The sequence below is a fragment of the Xanthomonas arboricola genome (genome assembly GCF_002940665.1).
Lineage (GTDB): Bacteria > Pseudomonadota > Gammaproteobacteria > Xanthomonadales > Xanthomonadaceae > Xanthomonas > Xanthomonas arboricola_B.
This window is the reverse complement of the sequence record NZ_MIGY01000004.1, coordinates 200718-217857: the sequence shown is the minus strand read 5'-3', so window position 1 is coordinate 217857 and position 17140 is coordinate 200718. Positions and strand designations below refer to the sequence as shown.

General features: G+C 67.2%; 14 protein-coding genes and 1 pseudogene. 12 read left to right on the top strand and 3 right to left on the bottom strand.

Annotation, left to right across the window (positions count from 1 at the left end; genetic code table 11):
* Positions 1–48 precede the first annotated feature (48 nt).
* The 10 genes and pseudogenes from XarjCFBP7645_RS20815 to XarjCFBP7645_RS20770 all read left to right on the top strand — a co-directional run.
* On the top strand, positions 49–870 hold the full coding sequence (locus tag XarjCFBP7645_RS20815) for a 2-keto-4-pentenoate hydratase (RefSeq protein ID WP_104538978.1): 822 nt from the start codon (positions 49–51) through the stop codon (positions 868–870).
* Between the two features lie 37 nt (positions 871–907).
* Positions 908–1906: a TRAP transporter substrate-binding protein gene (locus tag XarjCFBP7645_RS20810; protein WP_104538977.1), complete on the top strand. Its 999-nt coding sequence runs from the start codon at positions 908–910 to the stop codon at positions 1904–1906.
* Between the two features lie 10 nt (positions 1907–1916).
* Entirely contained in the window at positions 1917–2438 is a 522-nt protein-coding gene (locus XarjCFBP7645_RS20805; RefSeq protein WP_016901233.1) for a TRAP transporter small permease, read from the top strand.
* Positions 2438–3721 (top strand): TRAP transporter large permease, encoded by a 1284-nt coding sequence (locus tag XarjCFBP7645_RS20800; RefSeq protein WP_104535644.1) that lies wholly within the window; start codon positions 2438–2440, stop codon positions 3719–3721. Before XarjCFBP7645_RS20805 ends, XarjCFBP7645_RS20800 begins: the two co-directional genes overlap by 1 nt.
* A gap of 236 nt (positions 3722–3957) precedes the next feature.
* Positions 3958–5541, top strand: coding sequence for a family 43 glycosylhydrolase (locus tag XarjCFBP7645_RS20795; RefSeq protein WP_104538976.1), 1584 nt, complete (start codon positions 3958–3960; stop codon positions 5539–5541).
* Positions 5542–5682: 141 nt separating this feature from the next.
* Positions 5683–6741, top strand: coding sequence for a LacI family DNA-binding transcriptional regulator (locus tag XarjCFBP7645_RS20790; RefSeq protein ID WP_181109262.1), 1059 nt, complete (start codon positions 5683–5685; stop codon positions 6739–6741).
* A gap of 271 nt (positions 6742–7012) precedes the next feature.
* Positions 7013–7867, top strand: a complete 855-nt coding sequence (gene kduI / locus XarjCFBP7645_RS20785; RefSeq protein WP_104538974.1) for a 5-dehydro-4-deoxy-D-glucuronate isomerase — start codon at positions 7013–7015, stop codon at positions 7865–7867.
* A gap of 146 nt (positions 7868–8013) precedes the next feature.
* On the top strand, positions 8014–8769 hold the full coding sequence (gene kduD, locus XarjCFBP7645_RS20780) for a 2-dehydro-3-deoxy-D-gluconate 5-dehydrogenase KduD (RefSeq protein ID WP_104538973.1): 756 nt from the start codon (positions 8014–8016) through the stop codon (positions 8767–8769).
* Between the two features lie 233 nt (positions 8770–9002).
* Positions 9003–9665, top strand: a complete 663-nt coding sequence (locus XarjCFBP7645_RS20775; RefSeq protein WP_104538972.1) for an RpiB/LacA/LacB family sugar-phosphate isomerase — start codon at positions 9003–9005, stop codon at positions 9663–9665.
* A 276-nt stretch (positions 9666–9941) separates the two neighbouring features.
* Positions 9942–10778 (top strand): annotated as a pseudogene (locus XarjCFBP7645_RS20770) (rhamnogalacturonan acetylesterase); the annotation flags it as partial.
* Here XarjCFBP7645_RS20770 and XarjCFBP7645_RS20765 read toward each other — a convergent pair.
* Together XarjCFBP7645_RS20765 and phhA are read right to left on the bottom strand one after the other, a co-directional pair.
* Positions 10778–11422 carry a DMP19 family protein gene (locus XarjCFBP7645_RS20765; RefSeq protein WP_104538971.1) on the bottom strand — a complete coding sequence of 215 codons (645 nt, stop codon included), beginning with the start codon at positions 11420–11422 and terminating at the stop codon, positions 10778–10780. The pseudogene XarjCFBP7645_RS20770 and the gene XarjCFBP7645_RS20765 sit on opposite strands and share 1 nt — an antisense overlap.
* Before the next feature lie 142 nt (positions 11423–11564).
* Positions 11565–12455: a phenylalanine 4-monooxygenase gene (phhA, locus tag XarjCFBP7645_RS20760; protein WP_104538970.1), complete on the bottom strand. Its 891-nt coding sequence runs from the start codon at positions 12453–12455 to the stop codon at positions 11565–11567.
* A gap of 127 nt (positions 12456–12582) precedes the next feature.
* Between phhA and XarjCFBP7645_RS20755 the strand changes: the two genes are divergently transcribed.
* Together XarjCFBP7645_RS20755 and XarjCFBP7645_RS20750 are read left to right on the top strand one after the other, a co-directional pair.
* Positions 12583–13065, top strand: coding sequence for an Lrp/AsnC family transcriptional regulator (locus XarjCFBP7645_RS20755; protein ID WP_104538969.1), 483 nt, complete (start codon positions 12583–12585; stop codon positions 13063–13065).
* 223 nt (positions 13066–13288) lie between these two features.
* A complete protein-coding gene (locus tag XarjCFBP7645_RS20750; protein ID WP_104538968.1) occupies positions 13289–15487 on the top strand; it encodes a TonB-dependent siderophore receptor in 2199 nt (732 codons plus the stop codon).
* 387 nt (positions 15488–15874) lie between these two features.
* Here XarjCFBP7645_RS20750 and XarjCFBP7645_RS20745 read toward each other — a convergent pair whose 3' ends face one another.
* Entirely contained in the window at positions 15875–16912 is a 1038-nt protein-coding gene (locus XarjCFBP7645_RS20745) for a patatin-like phospholipase family protein (RefSeq protein WP_104538967.1), read from the bottom strand.
* Between the last annotated feature and the right edge of the window lie 228 nt (positions 16913–17140).

Below are 17140 nucleotides of genomic sequence, written 5' to 3'. Positions count from 1 at the left end.
CCGCTGTCGATTGGCAGTGCAACAAAAACACCTATCAGGGAGACACCCTTGAGCAACGACGCCGCCACCCCACCATCCTCCACATCCTCGCTGTCGCAGATCGCCCAGCGCTTTGTGGAGGCACGCCGTGCAGGGGCATCGCTGCCGGACTTTCCAGGGCAGATCCCCGACGATCTGCTCACCGCCTACCAGGTCCAGGATATCGCCATCAGCCAGTGGGATGACCAGGTGGTCGGCTGGAAGGTGGGCTATATCGCCGCCGAGCGCCGCGACGCATCGGGCGACGAGCGCCTGCTAGGCCCGATCTTCTCGCACAAGCTTTGGAATGCTACCGGTGGAACAACCGAATTCCCGATCTACGAAGGCGGCTTCGGTGCGGTCGAGGCCGAGTACGTGCTGCGCCTGGACGCCGACGCGCCGGCCGAGCAGACCCACTTCACCCCGGAGCAGGCGGCGCAGCTGCCGGCCACGCTGTTCATCGGCGTGGAAATCGCCAGCAGCCCGCTGGCGACCATCAACACGCTGGGCCCGCGCGTGGTGATCTCCGACTTCGGCAACAACAACGGCCTGATCCTGGGCCCGGAAGTGAGCGATTGGCTGGCGCGCGACGAAGCCGCGCTGACCGCCGAAACCCTGATCGACGACCAGCTCGTCGGCACCGGCGGGGCCACCACGTTGCCGGGTGGACTGCGCGCCGCCTACGCGTTTGCGCTCACGCGTTCGGCCCGGCGCGGGCGCCCGCTCAAGCGCGGTGATCTCATCGCCACGGGCAATGCCACCGGTATCCATGACATCGAAGTGGGACAGCATGCGCTGATTCGCTTCGCCGGCGTCGGCGACATTTCCTGTACGGCTGTGTCCGCCAAGTAACGCCGGACCCAGTGACCAGACGCTTGGGAGGGCGCCAATGATCACACGCAGACATTTCCTCGGTGCCGGGCTCGGTGCCGCCGCGGCCGGCCCCTGGCGGGGCGCGGGTGCCACCACGCCGATCCCCGGCGGGCAGCTGCTGACCGCCACCGACGTGCATGTCGGCGACTACCCCACCGTGGAGGCGGTGCGGTGGTTCGGCAAGCAGCTGGAGCAACGCAGCAACGGCCGGCTCAAGCTGCGCCAGTACCACTCCGGCCAGCTGGGCCGCGAGTCCGAGGCGATCGACATGGCGCGCTTCGGCGCCATCGACATCACCCGGGTGTACTCGGGCGCGTTGAACAACACCTTTCCGCTGACCCAGGCGCTGTGCCTGCCGTACGTGTTCGACTCGGTGCCGCATCTGCGCCGCGCCATCGACGGCCATGTCGGCGACAGCGTGTTGCGCAGCTTCGAGCAGCGCGACCTGGTGGGCCTGGCGATCTACGACTCCGGCGCGCGTTGCTTCTACAACACCAAGCACCCGCTGCACCGCCCGGAGGATCTCAAGGGCCTGAAACTGCGCGTGGCCTCGTCGGACATCTTCCTCAAGCTGATGCGCATGCTGGGTGCCAACCCCACCCCGATGTCGCTGGGCGAGACGTTCTCGGCGATGGAAACGCACATGATCGACGGTGCGGAAAACAACATGCGCAGCTTCCAGTCCAGCCGGCACTTTGAAGCCGCGCATTACTGGTCGCAGAGCGAGCATTCCTATGCGCCGGACATCCTGGTGATGTCGCGGCAGAGTTTCGAATCGCTGCGCCCTGACGATCGCGCCCTGGTGGTGGAGCTGGCACGCGCCTCGGTGCCGGTGATGCGCAATCTGTGGGATGCCTCGGAGACCGTCGCGCGCAAGCAGGTGATCGATTACGGCGTCAAGCTCAATCAGGTCGACATGCCGGCGTTCCGCGCCGCCGCCGCGCCGCTGCTGGCCGAATACCGCAAGCAGCCGGAGATCGAAGCGCTGTACCGCCGCATCCGCGATTTTGCATAGAGGTGACCCGATGACCGAACCCGAGACCGTCGCCGTCCCGGTCGCGCCGTTGCAGCGCGCGCTGGACCGCGTTTCCGATACCGCCGTTGGCGTGGCGTCCATCGCGCTGCTGGGCCTGGTGGTCGTGCAGGGCTGGCAGGTGTTCACCCGCTACGTGCTCAACGACTCGCCCAGCTGGACCGAGCCGGTGACGCTGCTGTTGCTCAGCACCGCGCTGAGCCTGGGCGCGGCCGCCGGCGTGCATACCAACCGCCACTTCGGCTTCTATCTGCTGGGCGAACACGTGCCGCCGCTGGTGCGCAGGGTGTTCGACCTGATCCGCCCGTTGATGATCATGTCCATCGGTGCGGTGCTGGCGTGGTGGAGCGCGGCGCTGCTGCTCGATGGCCTGGATATCAAGATGGCCGGCGCGCAGATGCCGCAGAGCATCAACTACCTGCCGCTGTCGATCGGCGGTGCGCTGATGGTGATCTTTGCCTTATACAAGCTGTGGCGTGTGCTGCGCCCGATCCAGGCCGGAGGAGTGCGCTGATGGGCATCGCGATGTTGTTGGGAACCTTCGTGGTGCTGCTGCTGATCGGCGTGCCGGTGGCGTATGCGCTGGGCGCGGCCGCACTGGCCACGCTGCTGTATCTGGACCTGCCCACGGTGGTGCTGGTGCAGCAGATTTCCGCCGGCAGCGGCTCGGCCTCGTTGATCGCGATCCCGCTGTTTATCTTCGCCGGCGAGTTGATGCTGCGCGGCGGTATCTCCGAACGCCTGATCGCGCTGGCCTCCTCGCTGGTGGGGCGGGTGCGTGGCGGCCTGGGCCAGGTCAGCGTGCTGTCGTCGCTGTTCTTCGGCGGCGTGTCCGGCTCGGCGATCGCCGACGTCTCGGCGGTCGGCGGCACCATGATCCCGCAGATGATCAAGCGCGGTTACGACCGCGATTACGCGGTCAATGTGAGCATGACCGCCGCGCTGGTGGCGTTGCTGGTGCCGCCCTCGCACAACCTGATCCTGTTCTCGGCCGCGGCCGGTGGCGGGCTGTCGATCGCCGATCTGTTCGCGGCCGGTATCTTCCCGGCGCTGCTGATGACCGCGGCGATGATGGTCACCGGTTATGCGGTGGCCCGCCACCGCGGCTACGGCACCGAGCCGTTCCCCGGCTGGCGCGCAGTGGCGCTGCGCCTGATCGGCGCGTTGCCGGGCCTGGGCCTGGTGGCGTTGATCTTCATCGGTATCCGTGCCGGCATCTTCACCGCGGTGGAGAGCGCGGCGATCGCGGTGGTGTATGCCTTGATCGTCACCGCGCTGCTGTATCGGCAGCTGCGGTGGGCCGAGTTCTTCGCCGCGGTGACGCATGCGGCGCGCACCACCGGCGTGATCCTGTTCGTGATCGCCACTGCGGCGGTGTTCGGCTGGTTGCTGGCCTACCTGCAGGTGCCGGCGGCGGCGGTGAAGTTCCTGCAGGCCATCGCCGACAGCAAGAACACGGTGCTGTTGATGATCGTGGTGATGTTGTTGCTGCTGGGCATGTTCATGGACCTGGCGCCGAAGATCCTGATCTGCACGCCGATCTTCCTGCCGGTGGTCAAGGCCTACGGCATCGACCCGATCCACTTCGGTCTGGTGATGGTGCTTGCCGGCGGCATCGGCCTGATCACCCCGCCGATCGGCTCGGTGCTGTTCATCGGCACCTCGATCGGGCAGATCACCATCGCCCAGAGCATGCGCACCATCTGGCCGTTCTGGCTGGCGGCCCTGTGCGTGCTGCTGATCGTGGCGTTCTTCCCCGAACTGTCGCTGTGGCTGCCACGCGCGCTGCGCGCGTAAGCGCCCGCGATCCCGACTGCGTCCGTCGGGCGGGCGTCGTCGGTGCGTGGCAGCGGCCTGCACGGCGCGTGCAATGCGATGTCCGCGCGCCGCGCCTCGCCCGACAAACGCCGGCCGACGTTACCGGCGCGCTGCGCAGCGTGGCTGCTGGAAGGTAGTTCCGCCCTCATCCAGGCGGCCGACGCTCCAGGCGCTGGCCGTCGTATCGCCCCGCCGAGCGGGGACTAGGAGCAAGCATGCGTGTGCGTATCGCTTCAACCCGTTTGCGTTGGCTGCTGGCCGGCGGCCTGCTGCTGTGTGCCGGGCTCGCTGCCGCGGCCGACTGGAAGCGCGGCATCGAACACCAGCGCATCGCCGACCAGGGCGACGGCACCTTCCTCAACCCGGTGCTGGCCGGCGATCACCCCGACCCGTCGGTGCTCAAGGACGGGCAGGACTACTACCTCACGCTGTCCTCGTTCGATGCGTATCCGGGCCTGCCGATCTGGCATTCGCGCGATCTGGTCAACTGGCAGCCGCTGGGCCATGCCATCACCCAGAACGTCGGCGCGATCTGGGCGCCGGATCTGATCAAGCACGGCAAGCGCTACTACATCTACTTCCCGGCGCGCCGCGGCGACCAGGGCGAGCGCAGCAACTTCGTGGTCTGGGCCGACGACATCACCGGCCCGTGGAGCGCGCCGATCGACATCGGCCTGGGCAAGTACATCGACCCCGGCCATGCGGTGGGCGAGGACGGCAAGCGCTACCTGTTCCTGAGCGGCGGCGACTACGTGCAGCTCTCCGACGACGGCCTCAAGGTGGTCGGCACCCCCAAACACGTCTACGACGGCTGGAAATACCCGGAAAGCTGGGACGTGGAAGGCTACGCGCAGGAAGGCCCCAAGATCACCCGCCACAACGGCTGGTACTACATGACCACCGCTGTCGGCGGCACCGCCGGCCCGCCGACCGGGCACATGGTGATCACCGCGCGTTCGCGCTCGATCCACGGCCCCTGGCAGAACGCGCCCGACAACCCGATCACCCGCACCAAGAGCGCCGACGAGCCGTGGTGGTCGCGCGGCCACGCCACCCTGGTGGAAGGCACCGACCAGCGCTGGTGGATGCTCTACCACGGTTACGAGCACGGCTACTGGACGCTGGGCCGGCAGGCATTGCTGGACCCGATCGAGTGGACCGCGGACGGCTGGTTCGTCGCCAAGGGCGGCGATCTGGGTACGCCGCTGAAAAAGCCCAGCGGGCAGGCCTTGCCGCACGGGCTGGCGTTGTCGGACGACTTCCGCGCCAGCACGCTGGGCCCGCAGTGGGCGTTCTTCAACCCCGCCGCCGACGAGGCCAAGCGCCTGCAGGTCGGCGATGGCGTGCTGCGCCTGCAGGGCAAGGGCAGCGCGCCGCGCGATGCCTCGCCACTGACGGTGATCGCGCCCGACCAGGCCTACCAGTTCGAGGTGCAGATGACCGTCGCGCCGGGCGGGCAGGGCGGGGCGCTGCTGTTCTACAGCGACAAGCTCTACGCCGGCGTGGGCAGCAATGGCGAGCACTTCGTCATGCACCGCTACGGCGAGGAGCGCCCGGCCAGGCTGGCGCCCAGTGCCAAGGGCGGTGCGCTGTGGCTGCGCGTCACCAACAACCGCCATATCGTCACCATCCACAGCAGCACCGACGGCACCACCTGGACCAAGTACCCGGTGCAGATGGAAGTGTCCGGCTATCACCACAACGTGGCCGGCAAGTTCCTGGCACTGAAACCGGCGCTGTATGCCGCCGGACAGGGCCAGGTGGAGTTCCGCAACTTCCGCTACCGCGCCCTGGACTGACCGTTCCGCACTGCCAGGCAGGCTGCGGCACACCCGGACGCTGCCTGCCTCGATGCTGCGGATGCGGGACATCGGCAGGCCTGCGAAGGCTTGCCGGCCCGCTGGCCGGTAGAATCCATTCAACTCGAACGGTTGACCGCTATGCCCGCCCGCAAGATGCCCGAAGAGGGAATGCCTGGCCTGCCGAAGGGCAAGGTAGCCACGATCAACGACATCGCCCGGATGTCCGGAGTCTCCAAGAAGACCGTCTCGCGGATCATCAACAACTCGCCGCTGGTGCGGCAGGACACCCGCGAGAAGGTCGAGGCGCTGATGCGCGAGGTCGGCTACGCCCCCGACCCGCTCGCGCGCGGGCTGGCGTTCCGGCGCTCGTTCCTGATCGGCATGGTCTACGACAACCCCACCGCGCAATACATCGTGGACATGCAGTACGGCGCGCTGGACGCGCTGCGCGGCTCCAGCTTCGAGCTGGTGGTACACCCCTGCGACAGCCGCAGCCCCGGCTACATTGAAGGCGTGCGCCGCTTCGCCCAGGCGCAGAAGCTGCACGGGGTGATCCTGGTCCCACGCGCCTCCGAAGACCAGGCGCTGGCCGACATGCTGGCCGAGATCGGCTGCCGCTACACCCGCATCGCCTCGGTCGCGCTGGACACCACCTCGCAGACGGTGATCACCCACGACCGCGACGGCGCCGCCGAGGCCGCCGACTACCTGCTCTCGCTCGGCCACCGCGACATCGCCCTGGTCACCGGCCCCAGCGCCTACCGCTCCTCGATCGAGCGCACCTCCGGCTTTGCCGACGCGCTGACCCGGCGCGGCATCGAACTGCCGCCCGAGCGCATCGTCGAAGCCGGCTACACCTTCGAATCGGGCGTGGCCGCGGCCGAAAAACTGCTGCTGGGCAAGAAACGCCCCACCGCCATCTTCACCGGTAACGACGAAATGGCGGCCGGTATCTACAAGGTCGCGCTACGCGCCGGCATCAACATCCCGCGCCAGCTGTCGGTGATCGGCTACGACGACAGCTCGCTGGCCTCCCGCCTGTGGCCGCCGCTGACCTCGGTGCGCCGCCACACCCGCGACACCGGCCGCACCGCCGCGGCGATGCTGATCCAGCCCGACAACGCCCCGCAACTACCCACCGCAAGCGTGCGCCCGCACCTGATCGTGCGCGACTCCTGCCAACCGCCGGAAGATTGAGCGAGGTCGAAGCCCGGGCAAGGGGACGCCAGGCAAGGCGCTGGCGAGTCGCTTGTGACGGCGCGTGGCGACGCGTTGATCATGGCAGGCAGTGGCAATCGCCTGAGGCGCACCCTCATCCGGCGCTACGCGCCACCTTCTCCCGACGGGAGAAAGAATTCCCACGCCGCCATGCGGCTATCGTGCACTGCGCAATGACACCGGTTAACCAGAGCCGGTAGAATGGCTTGGTGCAAGCCATTCCCCCCGCGCTTGGCACCGGAGATCGCGCATGTCCCTGTACTGCAAGACCCACTACGCCACCCATCCCGACGCCATCAAGGGCGCCAGCAACGACGACCTGCGCGAGCTCTATCTGCTCGATGGCCTGTTCGTCGACGATGCGGTCACGCTCAAGTACACCCACTACGAGCGCTTCGTGCTCGGTGGCGCAGCACCGCTCGGCACCACGCTGGAACTGCCCAGGCAGACCGAACCCGCCTCTGCCGCCGGCCATCCGTTCCTGGAGCGCCGCGAGCTGGGCATCCTCAATGTCGGCGCCGGGACCGGTAGCGTGACCGTGGACGGCACCGTCTACACGCTCGGACCGAAGGACGGCCTGTACGTGGCGATGGGCAGTACCGAAGTCAGCTTCGCCTCGGACAATGCCGCCAACCCGGCCAGGTTCTATCTGGCGTCGACACCGGCGCATGCGCGCTTCGAGACCAAGCAACTGTCGATCAAGGACGCCGTGGCGCTGGAGCGCGGCGCGCTGGAAACCAGCAACGAGCGCACCATCTACCAGTACATCGTGCCGACCACCTGCCAGTCCTCGCAGCTGCTGCTGGGCCTGACCGTGCTCAAGCCGGGCAGTGTCTGGAACACCATGCCGCCGCATCTGCACGACCGCCGCAGCGAGGTGTATTTCTACTTCGATCTCGGCGCCAACGACCGCGTCTATCACTTCATGGGCGAGCCGGACGCGCAGCGCCACATCGTGATCCAGAACAACGAAGCGGTGGTGTCGCCGCCGTGGTCCATCCACATGGGCGCCGGCACCAGCAATTACGCCTTCATCTGGGCGATGGGCGGCGAAAACCTGGATTACACCGACATGCACGTGCTGGACATCTGCCAGCTCAAGTAACCCCATGCGTGCCGGGCAGCACCGCACTCACCGCGTCGATGCGACAGCCCGATCAACGCGCCAGATCCACCCCATGCCAGCGGCCGCGCATCGCGCGGACGCACGCACTCATCCAACGTGGCACATCCAGCAGGAGCGATAAGGTAATGAGCAATCCGTTCAGTCTCGAAGGCAAGGTCGCACTGGTCACCGGTGCCAACACGGGCCTGGGCCAGGGCATCGCGCTGGCACTGGCACAGTCCGGCGCCGACATCGCCGCTGCCGGCATCCAGGCGCCGACCGAGACCGAAGAACTGGTCAAGGGCCTGGGCCGCCGCTTCGTCGCGATCCAGGCCAACCTGATCAGCGTCGAACCGGTGCAGCGCATCCTCAAGGAAACGCTGGACGGCCTGGGTCGCCTGGACATCCTGGTCAACAACGCCGGCCTGATCCGCCGCACAGACGCGGTGGATTTCAGCGAGCAGGATTGGGACGACGTGATGAACGTCAATCTGAAATCGGCCTTCTTCATGGCGCAGGCCGCCGGCCGCCATTTCATCGCCCAGGGCAGCGGCAAGATCATCAACATCGCCTCGATGCTGTCGTTCCAGGGCGGCATCCGCGTGCCGTCCTACACCGCCAGCAAGTCCGGCATCGCCGGCATCACCCGCCTGCTGGCCAACGAATGGGCCAGCAAGGGCGTGACCACCAATGCCATCGCGCCCGGCTACATGGCCACCGACAACACCGCCCAGCTGCGTGCCGACCAGGACCGCAACAAGGCCATCCTGGACCGCATCCCGGCCGCGCGCTGGGGCGTGCCGGCCGACCTGGGCGGCACCGCGGTGTTCCTGGCCAGCAGCGCCTCGGATTACGTCAACGGCGCCATCATCCCGGTCGACGGCGGCTGGCTGGCACGCTGAGTCAAACCCACGCGGTGCCTTCTCCCTCCGGGAGAAGGTGCCCGAAGGGCCGATGAGGGCCGGCGAGCACGCGCATCAGGCAAACGTGCGCTGCATACCCGGCAACGTTTCTACAGAGCCTTGATCCCTCACGGATAAGGCACCTGAAAAGCGAATCAAGACAGCACCCAGACGCGCGCAGTCACCACATTCCACATTCAAAACAACGTCCCCAAACCAATCGGAGCATCCCCATGAAAATCGCACTCATGAATGAGTTCAGTCAGGCCGGCAAGAACCCGGTGATCCTGCAGCAGCTCAACGACGTCGCCGGCGAGCAGGGCCACAGCGTCTTCAACGTCGGCATGGACGGCGACAACGACCACCGCCTGACCTACATCCACCTGGGCATCGTCGCCAGCCTGCTGCTGAACTCCAAGGCCGTGGACTTCGTCGTCGCCGGCTGCGGCACCGGCCAGGGCGCGATGATGTCGCTCAATGCGCATCCGGGCGTGTTCTGCGGCTATTGCATCGAGCCGACCGACGCCTACCTGTTCGCCCAGGTCAACAACGGCAACGCGCTGTCGCTGGCGTTCGCCAAGGGCTACGGCTGGGGCGCGGAAATCAACGTGCGCTACATCTTCGAAAAGGCCTTCAGCGGCGAGCGTGGCATGGGCTACCCGGCCGAGCGTCGCGAATCGCAGGCCGCCAACGCCGGCATCCTGACCCAGCTCAAGCAGGCCACCGCCAAGTCCTACCTGGACGGCCTGCGCGCCATCGACCCGGAGCTGATCAAGCAGGCCGTGGGCGGCGAGCGTTTCCAGCAGTGCTTCTTCGACAATGCCCAGGACGCCGAGATCCGCGCCTTCGTCGCCGGCGTGCTGGGCAAGCCCGAAGCCGCCGCCGCAGCAGCGTAACTGCCTAAAGCCCTCCTCCCGCGGGGTGAGAGGTCACTGTTTGCGCGCAACTGGCGCGCGTGCCTTGGAGCCCGCGCTGCCAGCGCGGGCCGGGGTTGGAGTGAGGCTACGGCGGAAGACAGCTGGCCTAAACGGGGAGGCTTGAAAGGCTTGAGACGACAGTACGGCCGTCCAACATTTTCTATGCCGCCGTACCCTCATCCGCCCTTCGGGCACCTTCTCCCGATGGGAGAAGGAAACAGCGTCGCGCACTCAGCATTTTTACCGGAGCCCACCATGCGTCTGCTGCTGTTCGCATTGCTGCTGCTCTGCGCAAATAATGCCCGTGCCGACCCACAACGCATCTTCATCGCCGGCGATTCCACCGCCGCCGACTACGGCGCCGAGCGCGCCCCGCAGGCCGGCTGGGGCCAGGTGCTGCAGGAGTGGTTCGACCCGGCGCAATGGCAGGTGCGCAATCACGCCAAGGGCGGCCGCAGCACCCGCAGCTTCATCGCCGAAGGGCGCCTGGACGCCATCGCCGGCGAACTGCAACGCGGCGACATCCTGCTGATCCAGTTCGGCCACAACGACGCCAAACACGAAGATCCCAGCCGCTACACCGATGCGCAAGGCGACTATCAGCAGTTCCTGCGCCGCTATATCGCCGCCGCGCGCGGCAAGGGCGCCACGCCGATCCTGATCACGCCTGCTGCACGTCTGCTCTACGACTTCGGTGCGCTGCTCGACACCCACGGCCGCTACACCCTGGCCATGCAGCAACTCGCCACGCAGGAACACGTTGGCCTGATCGATCTCAATGCCAGTTCCAGCGACTGGATCCGTGCCCTCGGCGAACAGGCGGCCAGACCGTATTTCCTGTTCGTCCCCGAGCAAGGCAAGGCCGACGGCACCCACTTCAGCCGCGCCGGCGCCTCCGCCGTGGCGTGCCTGGTCGTGCATGGCTGGGTGCAGCTGCAACCCGATCTCACGCCACAGCTGCGCCGCGATGCCGATTGCGGCGCAGCCGCCGACACCGCCGCCCAACGCGCGGCGCAGGCGCATCCCTCGCTGGTGGTGCACGAACGCGATCTCGCACGCCCGCGCCTGTCCGGCAGCGGGCGCCCGCCTCCTTACGCCTTGTCGATCCCGTAGTGATTCAGCCCCAGCCGGGTCAGTTCGCCGGAGCGGCGGTAGTAGACCTCTTCCCAACCCTCCACGCGCTGGCGGTCGGTCTCGCTCATCGCATCGAGGATGTCTTCGATGCTGAGCAGGTTGGGATCTTCTTCCAGGCGTTCGAACACCGCGCCCAGGCCTTCGATCGCCTGGCGCGCCTGCGCCGCACCCATCGCGCCCAGTCCCTGCACTGCGTCACGCCGGGTGGCGGCATCCCAGCGGTCGAAATAGCGTGCATAGCCGCTCTCGCTCATGTCCGCATCCAGCCGCGCCAATGCCACCAGCTCGCGCTCGCCCGGCGACAAGGCATCCATGCGTCCGCGCAGCGCGGTCAGTTTGGCTTGCACCCGTGCGCTGCGACGGCGCCACAGCAATTCGGGCATGTTGAGCAGCCCCTCTGCCGTGGGCGGCGCCACTGCCGGCCAGTTCACCCCGAAGCCGTCGTCGGTGAGCTGCCATTGCGCGCGCAGCGGCGGCGATGCCTTCAACAACAACCGATGCGCCTGGATCGGCTCGTCGATGCGGATGCCGTTGACCAGGGTGAACAGCAGGCGGGTGTCGTCCAGCTCCAAGCGCCGGATGCGAAGCTGCGTCAGGTCCATTGAGCGAAGGCGGTGTGGGGAGGTTTGACCATAGTGCGCGTCGGCGGTGGTGTCGAGTCGGTGCAGCGGATGCGGCGGTGAGGCAGCTGCGCTCGCGCGCCGATCCTGGATCGACGCGATCCAGCGCCGTCCCACGCACCCCTCACACGTCGCCGTCGCGACTCCAGCCGTCGCCACTGCCGCGCTGAAGAACCTGATCGGTGTCCAGCACGTCGCCGGCCGGCACCTGCGCCTGCTGCGCAAGATCGGCATAGATCGGGGTGAAATCCGGCGCGGTGGCGTGCATCAATTGGGCAAAGCTGTCGATGACGAAATAGGTCTTCTGGAAGCTATCGATGCGGTAGCGCGTGCGCATGATGCGCTGCAGGTCGAAGCCGATCCGGTTGGGCACCGGCGATTCCAGCGAATGCAGCGATTCGCCCTTGGACGACACGATGCCGGCGCCAAAGATGCGCAGCCCCTGCGGCGTGGCGATAAGGCCGAATTCGACCGTGTACCAATACAGGCGGGTGAGATTCTGCAGCGCGTCCGCGCCGATGCCGTGCGCCTTGACCCCGCCACGGCCGTAGGCCTGCATGAAGTCGGCAAACAGCGGATTCATCAGCAGCGGCACGTGCCCGAACAGGTCATGGAACAGGTCCGGTTCGGCGATGTAGTCGATCTGATCGGGGCGGCGGATCCACCATGTCACCGGGAAGCGCCTGTTGGCCAGATGCTCGAAGAAATCCAGCTCCGGCAGCAGGCCCTGCACGCCGACCAGGGTCCAGCCGGTGGCCGCCTGCAGCACCGTATTGAGCGCATCGAATCGCGGAACGTGGGTCTCGCCCATGCCCATCGCATCCTGCGCCTGCAGGAACTCGTCGCAGGCGCGCCCCACCAGCAGCGCGCGCTGGCGGCGATACAGGGTGCCCCAGGTGGCGTGGTCGTCGGCGCTGTAGCCATCCCACGGCTGCTCGACCACGGCGGTGGTGTAGACCGGCACATAGCCCTTGTCGGTGAGCTGATTCTCGACGCGTTGCGGTGCGATGTTCATGCGGCGGCAGTTCCCGATGATCAGCGCTCACCTTAGCCCGACGGCCGCGCAACGGGATTGCGAATCTTGCGTGTCCAGTGTTTGCAGGCGCAAGATTCGTGCGTCTTCCTCTGCTGCTGCGCAACATATGGACCAGCCAATCGCCCTGGACCGCACCGATCTGCGCCTGCTCGCCCTGCTGCAGACGCAGGGCCGCAGCAGCAATGCGGAGCTGGCGGTGCAGGTCAATCTGTCGGCCTCGGCCTGCCTGCGCCGCACCCAGCGGCTGGAGGCGGTCGGCATCATCGCCGGCTACGGCGCGCGCCTGGATGCCAAGGCGCTGGGGCTGGGGCTGCAGGCCTTCGTGCGGGTGCAGCTGGAGCAGCACGGCCAGGCCGATATCGAACATTTCGCCGATGGCGTGCGCGGCTGGGACGAGGTGGTGGCCTGCTGGGCGCTCACCGGCGACATGGATTACCTGCTGCAGGTGCAGGTGCGCGATCTGGAGCATTTCTCGCGCTTCCTGCTCGACCGCCTGCTCAATGCGACCGGCGTGTCCGACGTCAATTCCAGTTTCGTCCTGCGCACGGTGAAGGCGCCGGAAGGCCTGCCGCTCTCGCATCTGGGCTGATCCGGCGGGATGCAAGGCAGGGCGCGCGCAGCGTGACTTGCCTCTCAAACGATAACGATTTACATTTGCGTAACATCCGGCCGCGTCCGGCATGTCTTCTCGCCGATCCGCCAGCCCTGCAGGGCCAGCCAGCTCGTCGCCCGAGTGGGACGCGCCGCGCATGCCTGCGCTTTTCTTCCCCGTGACGCCACGCGTCCCGCACCGATCGATGAGAAACCCTCCAATGCCCGCGATTTCCGCTCCCCTGGCCACGTTGTCCGCTGCCTTGCTATGCGCGTTGGCGCTGACGCCCTGCGCTGCCCGTGCCGCCGATGCCGCCGATGCAAGCAATGCCAAGACGCTGGACCAGGTCAACGTCAACGGCGCGGTGAGCCGCGCACAGCCGGCCACCACCACGCGCCTGCCGCTGACCCTGCAGGAAACGCCGCAATCGGTCAGCGTGATCGGGCTGCAGCGGCTGGAAGAGCAATCGCTGTTCAGCATCGACGATGTGATGCGCAACGTCACCGGCGTCAACGTGTCGTTCTACGACACCCAGCGCCCGTTGTATTTCGCACGCGGCTTCCAGATCACCGACTTCCAGGTCGATGGCCTGCCCACCTACAGCGGTGCGACCAACCAGGAATACGACACGGTCTTCTACGACCGCATCGAGGTGATCCGCGGCGCCAACGGCCTGCTCACCGGCGCCGGCATTCCCTCGGCCACGGTCAACCTGCTGCGCAAGCGCCCGGGCAAGGACTTCGATGCCTCGTTTGCGGTGAGCGCCGGCACCTGGGATTTCCGCCGCATGCAGGCCGACGTCAATGCGCCGCTGACCGAAGACGGGCGCTGGCGCAGCCGCGTGGTCGCCGCCTGGCAGGACCGCGACTACTACTACGACCGCTACCACGACAACAAGATGTCGGGCATGGCGGTGCTGGAAGGCGATCTGACCGACAGCACCACGCTCACCGTCGGCTATCAGCGCCAGGACAACACCCCCGTCGGCTCGACCTGGGGCACGGTGCCGTTCTTCGCCGCCGATGGTTCGCCGGCCAACCTGCCGCGTTCGACCAACATGGCGCCCAAGTGGAGCCGCTGGCAGCGCGAGACCAGCACCGCGTTCGCCAACCTGGAGCAGCGCTTCGGCGAGGACTGGCTGCTGCGCGTCAACTACGCGCACACCAAGGGCGATGTGCAGAACCTGCGCGTCTACGGCACCGGTTATCCGGCCGCCGATGGCAGCGGCATGTTCCTGCGCACCGCTGCCGGCGAAACCAGCGACGCGCGCGATGGCGTGGACGTGTACCTGTCTGGCGGTTTCTCGTTGTTCGGCCGCCAGCACGATGTGGTGGTCGGCGGCAGCTGGCAGGATCTGCAGTCGACCTCCTATGGCGTCGCGCAGACCTATCCCGCCGACTGGTCCACCTGCGGCAGCGAACGTTGCTATTTCATCCCCGACATCCGCAACTGGGATGGCGATATCCCCGAGGTGACCTATGCGCGCAATGGCCGCCGCAGCGAGGCGCGTACCACGCAGCGTGGTGTGTATGCCTCCACCCGGTTGCGCCTGGCCGACCCGCTGTCGCTGATCGCCGGCGCACGCCTGAGCTCCTGGGAAACCCGCACCCAGGCCTTCAATGCCAGCGGCGCCTACACCGGCACCAGCGGCCGGTACGAGGTGAGCGACGAAGTCACCCCGTATGTGGGACTGGTCTACGACATCGTGCCGGAGGTGTCGCTCTACGCCAGCTACACCGAAATCTTCAACCCGCAGAATTACCGCGACAAGGACAACAACCTGCTCGCCCCGGTGGAAGGCTCCAACCTGGAAGCCGGCGTCAAGGCGCAGCTGCTCGACGGCCGTGCGATGGCCACCGCCGCCGTGTTCGAGGCCAAGCAGGACAACTTCGCCGTGCGCGACATGACCCAGCCGGAATCCTCGCTGCCGGACGGCAATTCGGCCTACATCGGCATCAACGGCACCAAGAGCCGTGGCTGGGAAATGGATTTCAACGGCGAGATCCTGCCCGGCTGGACCGTCAATGCGGGCTTTACCCATGTCAAGGTCACGCGCCCGCCCACCGCTGCGATCTACGCCAACCTGCCCGAGGATTACCTGCAGCTGTCCACGCAGCTGCGCCTGCCCGGGGCCTGGGAGCGCCTGAGCATCGGCGGCGGGGTCAGCTGGCAGAGCGCGGTGCGCGGCTTCAACATCGCGCGCCCCACCGGCGACGGCACCGGCGCCACCACGCCGGTGACCGTGGTGCAGAACCCCTACGCGCTGGTGCATTTCAACGCCAACTACCGCATCAGCGAGCAATGGACCGCCACGCTGGCGGTACGCAATGCCTTCGACAAGACCTACTGGGCCAACCTGGATTACCAGAACTACGGCGAGCCGCGGTTTGTCAGCGTGTCGTTGCGTTGGCGCTATTGAGGCGTCGCCGATGACGTCCGGGGTTGATGCGTTGCCGGTGAAGTCCAGGGGTTACTACGGGTAAGGCCTCGCGGCCAGGGCCGCTCCTACAAGAGCGGCGCTGGCCGTGCCGACGTCGCGCCGATACACCCAAAGACCGCCGCACCCTCGTAGGAGCGGCCCCGGCCGCGACCCCATCCCCACACGCCCCAGCGCACCGAAAAGAACCGCCGCACCCTTGTCCGGCACACGCTCGGTGCATCAACACAAGGCATCCAACAACGCAGTCGCCCCACGCGTCGGCCCTAACAGCGCGCGTCTCGAAACAGGCACCCCGCGCCCGCTCAGCTCTGCATGACCTCGCGCGACACCCGCATCAGCTCCGCATGACCTCGCACTGCATCCGCCTCACGGCGCCACGCAGGCCTCGTCCTTGCCGCGCAGTTTCTGCCAGCGCGAGCGCTCTTGCAGACAGCGGCGATACGCTTCCGCCTTGGCGGCGGCAGCCTGCTCGGCGGCGGTGCGGGTGGCACTGCTGCGCTGCGCCTGCAACTGCGCGATCTTGGCGCGGATCTGCGGCATCGCCGCCATCGCGGCACGCTCGCCTTCCAGGATGGCCGCGCCACGCTGGTTGAAATCGGCCGAGCCGATGTCGTTGACCTTGGGGCGGATCACCACGTCGGCACGCTTGAGTTCGGCCTCGCCCAGGCGCTGGCCCATGATCGAGATCGACTGGTTGACGGTGCCGAGCAGATCGCCGGGATTCCTGCCGCTGGCCTTGCTGGAAATATCCACTGCCACCACGAATTCCGCACCGAGCTGGCGCGCCGCATCCACCGGCACCGGGCTGACCACGCCACCGTCCACATAGTGGTATTGGCCGATGGTCACCGGCTCGAACACGCCGGGGATGCTGCTGGACGCACGCACCGCCTGGCCGGCATTGCCGCGCACGAACACGGTGCGCTCGCCGTCTTCCAGCCGCGTGGCGACCGCCGCGAACGGCTTGCGCAACTTGTCGATCGGCTTGCCGCCGAGCTGCTCGTTGACGTAGTCCTGCAGCTTCTGGCCCTGCACCAGGCCGCCGGAGAAGATCCGCACGTCGCGGATGCTGGTCTGGTCGAGCGCAACGGCCTTTTCCTGCATCTGGAACGCGTCCATGCCGCTGGCATACAACGCCCCGACCACGCTGCCGGCGCTGGTGCCCGACACCACCACCGGCGCAAAGCCGTTGGCCTCGAGCATCTTGATCACGCCGATATGCGCAAAGCCCTTGGCCGCGCCGCCACCGAGCGCCACGCCGATCTTCACCGGCTTGACCGTGCCGGCAGACGGTGCCTGCACGACCGGCGCCGGTGCCGCCGGTCGCGGTTCGCCACCGCAGGCGCAGAGCAGACCGAGCAACGACATCAAGGCGAGAGAGCGGGGGCGGCGGAGCGCGGTCATGGCGAAAACGTCGATGGGAAAGGCGAGGGAGAATACACGCGTGCCGTCACGGTGGCGCTGATGGTTGGCGTGCGTGGAGATTGTTCAGAACGGCATCGTTTGCAGGCGTTGCACTGCCTTGTCCCGGCAAGAAGGGCGAGCCGGTTCATTCGGGCGATGACCGCAGCCACCTGCACGGGCCGGGGGCGCGGAGCGGGGGGAGGGTAAGGATCGAGGCCACATGGGATC